Raw genomic sequence first — 9,758 nt, 5'->3', positions numbered from 1 at the left:
GTTGGCAGCATCACCCGACTGCCCATGTCGATTTATACGTAGATTTAAAAAGGAAAGCAGTATGAAAATTAAAACTCTGGCAATCGTTGTTCTGTCGGCTCTGTCCCTCAGTTCCACTGCGGCTCTGGCCGCTACCACGACGGTAAATGGTGGGACAGTTCACTTTAAAGGGGAAGTTGTTAACGCCGCTTGTGCGGTTGATGCGGGCTCTGTTGATCAAACCGTTCAGTTAGGTCAGGTTCGTACCGCATCGCTGGCACAAGAGGGGGCAACCAGTTCTGCCGTCGGTTTTAACATTCAGCTGAATGACTGCGATACCACTGTTGCAGACAAAGCCGCTGTTGCCTTCCTTGGCACAGCAATTGATGGAAATCATACCAATGTACTGGCTCTGCAGAGTTCAGCTGCGGGCAGCGCAACAAATGTTGGTGTGCAGATCCTGGACAGAACGGGTACTGCGCTGGCGCTGGACGGTGCGACATTTAGCGCACAAACAACACTGAATAACGGAACCAACATTATTCCGTTCCAGGCGCGTTATTTTGCAACCGGTACTGCAACCCCAGGCGCTGCTAATGCGGATGCGACCTTCAAGGTTCAGTATCAATAACCCACTCAGGTTTTAGGGAAGTCATTATGGGCAAGGATGCCCGCCCCTGCGCGATAAGAATAACGATGAAAAGGACGAAATTATTTCTAGTAGCGTCGTTACTGCCGATGTTTGCACTGGCCGGAAATAAATGGAACACCACATTGCCCGGTGGAAATATGCAGTTTCAGGGCGTCATTATTGCGGAAACTTGCCGGATTGAAGCCGGTGATAAACAAATGACGGTCAATATGGGGCAAATCAGTAGTAACCGGTTTCATGCGGTAGGGGAAGATAGCGCACCGGTGCCTTTTGTTATTCATTTACGGGAATGTAGCACGGTGGTGAGTGAACGAGTGGGCGTGGGGTTTCACGGTGTCGCGGATGGTAAAAATCCGGATGTGCTTTCCGTGGGTGAGGGGCCAGGGATAGCCACCAATATTGGCGTAGCGTTGTTTGATGATGAAGGAAACCTCGTACCGATTAATCGTCCTCCAGCAAACTGGAAACGGCTTTACTCAGGCTCTACTTCGCTACATTTCATCGCCAAATATCGTGCTACCGGGCGTCGGGTGACTGGCGGCATGGCTAATGCCCAGGCCTGGTTCTCCTTAACCTATCAGTAATTGTTAAGCAGATATTGTGATAACAGGAACAGGACAGTGAGTAATAAAAACGTCAATGTAAGGAAATCGCAGGAAATAACATTCTGCTTACTGGCAGGTATCCTGATGATCGTAGCAATGATGCTTGCCGGACGCGCTGAAGCGGGAGTGGCCTTAGGTGCGACCCGCGTAATTTATCCGGCAGGGCAAAAACAAGTTCAACTTGCCGTGACAAATAATGATGAAAATAGCACTTATTTAATTCAATCATGGGTAGAAAATGCCGATGGTGTAAAGGATGGCCGTTTTATCGTGACGCCACCTCTGTTTGCGATGAAGGGAAAAAAAGAGAATACCTTACGTATTCTTGATGCCACAAATAATCAATTGCCGCAGGATCGGGAAAGTTTGTTCTGGATGAATGTAAAAGCGATTCCGTCAATGGATAAATCAAAATTGACCGAGAATACGCTACAGCTCGCGATTATCAGCCGCATAAAACTGTATTACCGCCCGGCTAAATTAGCGTTACCCCCCGATCAGGCCGCAGAAAAATTAAGATTCCGTCGTGGCGCCAATTCTCTGACGCTGATTAACCCGACACCCTATTACCTGACGGTAACGGAGCTTAATGCCGGAACACGGATTCTTGAAAATGCATTGGTGCCTCCAATGGGCGAAAGCACGGTTAAATTGCCTTCTGATGCCGGAAGCAACATTACTTACCGAACAATAAATGATTATGGCGCACTTACCCCCAAAATGAAGGGCGTAATGGAATAACGCAGGGGGATTTATTCGCCTGAATAAAAAGAATTGACTGCCGGGTGATTTTAAACCGGAGGAACAATGTCATATCTGAATTTAAGACTTTACCAGCGAAACACGCAATGCTTGCATAATCGTAAGCATTGTCTGGCTGGTTTTTTTATCCGGCTCTCTGTTGCCTGTGCTTTTGCCGCACAGGCACCTTTTTCATCTGCCGAACTCTATTTTAACCCGCGCTTTTTAGCGGATGATCCTCAGGCTGTTGCCGATTTATCGAGCTTTGAAAATGGACAAGAATTACCGCCGGGGACGTATCGTGTCGATATCTATATGAATAATGGTTATATGGCAACGCGTGATGTCACGTTTAATACGGGTGACAGTGAGCAAGGTATTGTCCCTTGCCTGACTCGCGCTCAACTCGCCAGTATGGGGCTGAATACGGCTTCTGTTTCCGGTATGAATCTGCTGGCGGATGATACCTGCGTGCCATTAACCTCAATGATTAATGACGCTACTGCGCATTTAGATGTTGGCCAGCAGCGGCTCAACATCACGATCCCTCAGGCATTTATGAATCAGCGCGCGCGTGGTTATATTCCACCAGAGTTGTGGGATTCAGGTATTAATGCCGGATTGCTCAATTATAACTTCAGCGGAAATAGTGTGCAGAATCGGGTTGGGGGTAACAGCCATTATGCATATTTAAATCTACAGAGTGGATTAAATATTGGTGCGTGGCGTTTACGCGACAATACCACCTGGAGTTATAACAGTAGCGGAAATTCATCAGGTAGCAAAAATAAATGGCAACATATTAATACCTGGCTTGAGCGCGACATCATTCCGTTACGTTCCCGACTGACGCTGGGTGATGGTTATACCCAGGGCGATATTTTCGATGGTATTAACTTTCGCGGCGCACAGTTGGCCTCCGATGACAATATGTTACCCGATAGCCAAAGAGGATTTGCCCCGGTGATCCACGGTATTGCTCGTGGTACTGCACAGGTAACTATTAAACAGAATGGGTATGACATTTATAATAGTACGGTGCCGCCGGGGCCTTTTACCATCAACGATATCTATGCCGCAGGTAATAGTGGTGACTTGCAGGTAACGATTAAAGAGGCTGACGGCAGCACGCAGATCTTTACCGTACCCTATTCGTCAGTCCCGCTTTTGCAACGTGAAGGGCATACGCGTTATTCCATTACGGCAGGAGAGTACCGTAGTGGGAATGCGCAACAGGAAAAACCCCGCTTTTTCCAGAGTACATTACTCCACGGCCTCCCGGCTGGCTGGACAATATACGGTGGAACTCAACTGGCGGATCGTTATCGTGCTTTTAATTTCGGTGTCGGGAAAAACATGGGGGCATTGGGTGCTCTGTCCGTGGATATGACGCAGGCTAATGCCACACTTCCCGATGAAAGTCAGCATGACGGACAATCGGTGCGTTTTCTCTATAACAAATCGCTCAATGAGTCAGGCACGAATATTCAGCTAGTGGGTTATCGCTATTCGACCAGCGGGTATTTTAATTTCGCTGATACAACATACAGCCGAATGAATGGCTACAACATTGAAACGCAGGATGGTGTTATTCAGGTTAAGCCGAAATTCACCGACTATTACAACCTCGCTTATAACAAACGCGGGAAATTACAACTCACCGTCACTCAGCAAGTTGGGCGCACATCAACACTGTATTTGAGTGGTAGCCATCAGACTTATTGGGGAACGAGTAATGTCGATGAACAATTCCAGGCCGGATTAAATACCGCATTCGAAGATATCAACTGGACGCTCAGCTATAGCCTGACGAAAAACGCCTGGCAAAAAGGGCGGGATCAGATGTTGGCTCTTAACGTCAATATTCCTTTTAGCCACTGGCTGCGTTCTGACAGTAAATCTCAATGGCGCCATGCCAGTGCCAGCTACAGCATGTCACACGATCTCAACGGTCGGATGACCAATCTGGCTGGCGTATACGGTACGTTGTTGGAAGACAATAACCTCAGCTACAGCGTGCAAACCGGTTATGCCGGGGGAGGCGATGGTAATACAGGCTATGCCGCGCTGAATTATCGCGGCGGCTACGGCAATGCCAACATAGGGTACAGCCATAGCGATGATATTAAGCAGCTCTATTATGGCGTCAGCGGTGGGGTATTGGCTCATGCCAATGGCGTAACGCTGGGGCAGCCGTTAAACGATACGGTTGTGCTTATTAAAGCGCCTGGCGCAAAAGATGCAAAAGTCGAAAACCAGACGGGTGTTCGTACCGACTGGCGCGGTTATGCCGTGCTGCCTTATGCCACTGAATATCGGGAAAATAGAGTGGCGCTGGATACCAATACCCTGGCTGATAACGTCGATTTAGATAACGCGGTCGCTAACGTTGTTCCCACCCGTGGGGCAATTGTGCGAGCAGAGTTTAAAGCACGCGTAGGAATAAAACTGCTCATGACGCTAACCCACAATAATAAGCCGCTGCCGTTTGGGGCGATGGTCACATCAGAGAGTAGCCAGAGTAGCGGCATTGTTGCGGATAATGGCCAGGTTTACCTCAGCGGGATGCCTTTAGTGGGAAAAGTTCAGGTGAAATGGGGTGAAGGGGAGAATGCTCGCTGTGTCGCCGATTACAAACTGCCACCAGAGAGTCAGCAGCAGTTATTAACTCAGCTATCAGCCGAATGTCGTTAAGGGGACGTGATGAAAAGCAAACCTTTTTATCTTGTGTGCGCTTTTTTGTGGCTGGTTGCCAGTCACGCCAGGGCCGCAGATAGCACGATTACTATTCGCGGCTATGTCAGGGATAACGGCTGTAGTGTGGCGGCTGAATCAACCAATTTTACCGTTGATCTGATGGAAAACGCGGCGAAGCAATTTAGCAACATTGGGGCGACGACTCCGGCCGTTCCATTTCGTATTTTGCTGTCACCCTGTGGTAATGCCGTTTCTGCTGTAAAGGTTGGGTTTACTGGTGTTGCGGATAGCCACAATGCCAACCTGCTTGCACTTGATAATACGGTGTCAGCGGCCGCAGGGCTGGGAATACAGCTTCTGAATGAGCAACAAAATCAGATCCCACTTAATGCCCCATCGTCCGCGATTGCGTGGACGTCCCTGACGCCGGGTAAACCAAACACGCTGAATTTTTACGCCAGGCTAATGGCGACACAGGTGCCTGTCACTGCGGGGCGTATCAACGCTACGGCAACCTTTACTCTTGAATATCAGTAACTGGAGATGCTCATGAAATGGCGCAAACGTGGGTATTTATTGGCGGCAATGTTGGCGCTCGCAAGCGCGACGGTACAGGCAGCCGATGTCACCATCACCGTGAACGGTAAGGTCGTCGCCAAACCGTGCACGGTTTCCACCACCAATGCCACGGTTGATCTCGGCGATCTTTATTCTTTCAGCCTGATGTCTGCCGGAGCGGCATCGGCCTGGCATGATGTTGCGCTTGAGTTGACTAATTGTCCGGTGGGAACGTCCAGGGTCACCGCCAGCTTCAGCGGGGCAGCTGACAGCACCGGATATTATAAAAACCAGGGAACCGCGCAAAACATCCAGTTAGAGCTACAGGATGACAGCGGTAATACATTGAATACCGGCGCAACCAAAACAGTTCAGGTGGATGATTCCTCACAATCAGCGCACTTCCCGTTACAGGTCAGAGCATTGACGGTAAATGGCGGAACCACTCAGGGAACCATTCAGGCAGTGATTAGCATCACCTATACCTACAGCTGAACCCGAAGAGATGATTGTAATGAAACGAGTTATTACCTTGTTTGCTGTACTGCTGATGGGCTGGTCGGTAAATGCCTGGTCATTCGCCTGTAAAACCGCCAATGGCACCGCTATCCCTATTGGCGGTGGCAGCGCCAATGTCTATGTTAACCTTGCGCCCGCCGTGAATGTGGGGCAAAACTTGGTCGTGGATCTTTCGATGCAGATCTTTTGCCATAACGATTACCCGGAAACGATTACAGACTATGTCACACTGCAACGAGGCTCGGCTTATGGCGGCGTGTTATCTAATTTTTCCGGAACCGTAAAATATAATGGCAGTAGCTATCCTTTCCCTACCACCAGCGAAACGCCGCGCGTTGTTTATAATTCGAGAACAGATAAGCCCTGGCCGGTGGCGCTTTATTTGACGCCTGTGAGCAGTGCGGGCGGGGTAGCGATTAAGGCTGGCTCATTAATTGCCGTGCTCATTTTGCGTCAGACCAACAACTATAACAGCGATGATTTCCAGTTTGTGTGGAATATTTACGCCAATAATGATGTGGTGGTGCCCACCGGCGGCTGTGATGTTTCCGCTCGTGATGTCACCGTGACTCTGCCGGATTATCCTGGTTCGGTGCCGATTCCTCTTACCGTTTACTGTGCGAAAAGCCAAAACCTGGGGTATTACCTTTCAGGTACAACCGCAGATGCGGGCAACTCGATTTTCACCAATACCGCGTCGTTTTCGCCAGCACAGGGAGTCGGCGTACAGCTGACGCGCAACGGTACGATTATTCCAGCGAATAGCACTGTGTCATTAGGGGCAGTAGGGACTTCGGCGGTAAGTCTGGGATTAACGGCAAATTACGCACGTACTGGAGGGCAGGTGACAGCAGGTAATGTGCAGTCGATTATTGGTGTGACTTTTGTTTATCAATAAAAAAAACACAGGGCTTGCTAATGCTGGTACGCAATATTACGTGATGCGCTACGCTACCTACAAAACCTGCACGTTAGCCCTTTGTAGGCCAGATGAGACGCGTCAGCGTCGCATCTGGCATAAACAAGGCACACTTTGTCGACACTCCGAACAGAGCCTGCCAATGGCAGGCTCTGGTGTGCTTTTACGCTACCATGCTGATAATTAACACAATAATCAACCCAACCACGGAGTTGACCAGCTCCAGCAGGCCCCAGGTTTTCAGCGTGTCTTTTACCGACAGGTCAAAATAACCTTTAAACAACCAGAAAGATGCATCGTTAATGTGGGTGAGTGTGTTGGAACCCGCAGCCGTCGCCAGCACCAGCAGCGCCGGATTCACGCCAACCAGCTGACCGGTTGCTGGATCAAGGATTGCAGCACTGATAATCCCGGCGGCAGTCATCGCCGAAACCACACCCTGACCGGTCGCCAGACGAATCAGTACGGTGATCAGCCACGCCATGATGTACGGTGAAATATTACCATGCGACATCAACATGCCGATGGTGTCACCAATGCCGGTGTCGATGATGGTCTGCTTCAGTACGCCGCCAGCACCGATGATCAGAATCACCATCGCAATGCTTTTTACCGCGCTTTCAAAGGCGTTCATTACCCACTGCATATCGTGCCCGCGCGCGGTGCCAAAGAGTACGAACGCAACTACCATCGCAATAAACATCGCAATCGGCGAGGAACCAATAAAGTTAACCACTTCCCACGCAGGCGTGTCTTTTACCAGCCAGATATTGGCGATGGTGGTGGAGATCATAATGATCGCCGGGATCAGCGGCACCAGAATCGAGATGCCGAAAGAAGGCAGATTGTTCATATCTACTGGTTGATCTGCTTTCAGAAATGACGGTGTCGGTCGCTCAAGATTACCGAGGAACTTTGGCAGGATCAGGCCAGCGCAAATTACGCTTGGGATCGTCACCAGCACGCCATAGATATAAACCATCCCCATATCCGCGCCATAAGCATTTACCAGCGCCACCGGACCCGGCTGCGGCGGGAACAGTGAATGTGCGGTGGTGGCAGCCGCTACTGCCGGAATAGCCAGTTTCAGGAACGGGATTTTAGCTTCGGCTGCAATCACGATCACCAGCGGTGCCAACATGATAAAGGCCACTTCATAGAACATCGCCAGACCGAAAATCAGGCCGATGATAATCACCGATATCTGAACATAGCGCAGACCGAGGCGCGCCAGCAGCGTGTGCGCTATCTGGTGTGCTGCGCCCGAGTCGACCATCAATTTACCGATGACCGCACCGAATACCACGATGATCGCCAGTTCCCCCAGCGTGTTGCCGAAGCCCGCTTTCATGGTGTGCAGCAGCGACATTAAGTCCATACCCGCCAGCATCCCGACAGACAACGCCGCCACCAACAAAGCTACCATCGAGTTGATCTTGAACCTCAAATTCAGTACCAGCATCAGGCCGATACCGAAGACGACCCAAAGAATGTTAAGCACATGCATAAAGTTTTACCTTACCTGGTTGAACCATTGTTATTTTGGGCGACATGTTATGTAAATTGGTCAACCATTGTTGCGATGAATATCACATACCCTGATCAATAACCGTTGTTTACCCTTTGCTGTAATTTGCAACAACCGGCGGGAGAGTAGATTTCTTGTGATGTGGTTAACCAATTTTAGAATCCGGGTTGACATGTCTTACCAAAAGGTAGAACTTATACGCCATCTCATCCGGTGCGACGCCACGGCTGTGGTCTGGTTGTTCATCCGGATACCTAAACAACTCCGGGGTTCCGCGTCTCTTCGCTGTGGAACCCACTATGTGAAAGAGGAAAAATCATGGAACAGACCTGGCGCTGGTACGGCCCAAACGATCCGGTTTCTTTAGCTGATGTCCGTCAGGCGGGCGCAACTGGCGTGGTTACCGCGCTGCACCATATCCCGAACGGCGAAGTATGGTCCGTAGAAGAGATCCTCAAACGCAAGGCTATCGTTGAAGACGCAGGTCTGGTGTGGTCTGTCGTGGAAAGCGTGCCAATTCACGAAGATATCAAAACCCACACTGGCAACTATGAGCAGTGGATCGCTAACTATCAGCAGACCCTGCGCAACCTGGCGCAGTGCGGCATCCGCACCGTGTGCTACAACTTCATGCCGGTGCTTGACTGGACCCGTACTGACCTCGAATACGTACTGCCGGACGGCTCCAAAGCCCTGCGTTTCGACCAGATCGAATTTGCTGCGTTTGAAATGCACATCCTGAAGCGCCCAGGCGCGGAAGCGGATTACACCGAAGAAGAAATTGCTCAGGCAGCAGAACGTTTCGCCACCATGAGCGATGAAGACAAAGCGCGTCTGACCCGTAACATCATTGCTGGTCTGCCGGGTGCGGAAGAAGGTTACACCCTCGACCAGTTCCGTAAGCACCTGGAGCTGTACAAAGATATCGACAAAGCCAAACTGCGCGAAAACTTTGCCGTCTTCCTGAAAGCCATTATTCCGGTTGCCGAAGAAGTCGGCGTGCGTATGGCGGTTCACCCGGACGATCCGCCGCGCCCGATCCTCGGCCTGCCGCGCATCGTTTCCACCATTGAAGATATGCAGTGGATGGTTGACACCGTAAACAGCATGGCGAACGGTTTCACCATGTGCACCGGTTCTTACGGCGTGCGTGCTGACAACGATCTGGTTGATATGATCAAGCAGTTTGGTCCGCGCATTTACTTCACCCATCTGCGTTCCACCATGCGTGAAGATAACCCGAAAACCTTCCACGAAGCGGCGCATCTGAACGGTGACGTTGATATGTACGAAGTGGTAAAAGCGATCGTTGAAGAAGAACACCGTCGTAAAGCGGAAGGCAAAGAAGACCTGATCCCGATGCGTCCGGATCACGGTCATCAGATGCTGGATGACCTGAAGAAGAAAACCAACCCAGGTTATTCCGCGATTGGTCGTCTGAAAGGCCTGGCCGAAGTTCGCGGTGTCGAACTGGCGATCCAGCGCGCTTTCTTTAGCCGTTAATATCCACCGGCATGGCTGCGCGCCGTGCCGGTTCCTTCTTCCTTGCCGTCACTCTCT

9 protein-coding genes are annotated in these 9,758 nt (G+C 50.5%); 8 read left to right on the top strand and 1 reads right to left on the bottom strand.

All coding sequences use genetic code 11. The features are described 5' to 3' along the window. Nucleotides 1-61 precede the first annotated feature (61 nt). The 7 genes from fimA (at nt 62) to fimH (ending at nt 6,649) form a co-directional block, all read left to right on the top strand. Nucleotides 62-610 carry a type 1 fimbrial major subunit FimA gene (fimA, locus tag A7589_RS19415; RefSeq protein ID WP_000695573.1) on the top strand — a complete coding sequence of 183 codons (549 nt, stop codon included), beginning with the start codon at nt 62-64 and terminating at the stop codon, nt 608-610. A gap of 65 nt (nt 611-675) precedes the next feature. Further along, on the top strand, nt 676-1,215 hold the full coding sequence (gene fimI / locus A7589_RS19410) for a type 1 fimbrial minor subunit FimI (protein WP_000831511.1): 540 nt from the start codon (nt 676-678) through the stop codon (nt 1,213-1,215). Between the two features lie 36 nt (nt 1,216-1,251). Next, nucleotides 1,252-1,977 (top strand): type 1 fimbria chaperone FimC, encoded by a 726-nt coding sequence (fimC, locus tag A7589_RS19405; protein WP_000066582.1) that lies wholly within the window; start codon nt 1,252-1,254, stop codon nt 1,975-1,977. 66 nt (nt 1,978-2,043) lie between these two features. After that, nucleotides 2,044-4,671, top strand: coding sequence for a fimbrial usher FimD (gene fimD / locus A7589_RS19400; protein ID WP_000121034.1), 2,628 nt, complete (start codon nt 2,044-2,046; stop codon nt 4,669-4,671). Nucleotides 4,672-4,680: 9 nt separating this feature from the next. Further along, the gene (fimF, locus tag A7589_RS19395; RefSeq protein ID WP_010354406.1) at nt 4,681-5,211 is read left to right on the top strand and encodes a type 1 fimbrial adaptor subunit FimF; all 531 of its coding nucleotides are present in this window, start codon (nt 4,681-4,683) and stop codon (nt 5,209-5,211) included. Between the two features lie 12 nt (nt 5,212-5,223). After that, on the top strand, nt 5,224-5,727 hold the full coding sequence (gene fimG, locus A7589_RS19390; protein ID WP_000872021.1) for a type 1 fimbria minor subunit FimG: 504 nt from the start codon (nt 5,224-5,226) through the stop codon (nt 5,725-5,727). Nucleotides 5,728-5,746: 19 nt separating this feature from the next. After that, nucleotides 5,747-6,649, top strand: coding sequence for a type 1 fimbria D-mannose specific adhesin FimH (fimH, locus tag A7589_RS19385; protein WP_010354409.1), 903 nt, complete (start codon nt 5,747-5,749; stop codon nt 6,647-6,649). Between the two features lie 184 nt (nt 6,650-6,833). Here the strand turns inward: fimH and gntP are convergent, their stop codons facing one another. Then, nucleotides 6,834-8,177 (bottom strand): gluconate permease GntP, encoded by a 1,344-nt coding sequence (gene gntP, locus A7589_RS19380; protein WP_016159466.1) that lies wholly within the window; start codon nt 8,175-8,177, stop codon nt 6,834-6,836. Nucleotides 8,178-8,516: 339 nt separating this feature from the next. On the opposite strand from gntP, the gene uxuA reads away from it, so the two are divergent. Beyond that, a complete protein-coding gene (gene uxuA, locus A7589_RS19370; protein WP_000438582.1) occupies nt 8,517-9,701 on the top strand; it encodes a mannonate dehydratase in 1,185 nt (394 codons plus the stop codon). Nucleotides 9,702-9,758: the final 57 nt, after the last annotated feature.

Source organism: Escherichia sp. MOD1-EC6475, from assembly GCF_003046645.1.
In the GTDB taxonomy this organism is placed as follows: domain Bacteria; phylum Pseudomonadota; class Gammaproteobacteria; order Enterobacterales; family Enterobacteriaceae; genus Escherichia; species Escherichia ruysiae.
Note: the sequence above shows the minus strand (reverse complement) of the source record. Positions and strands in the feature narration are given on the sequence as shown.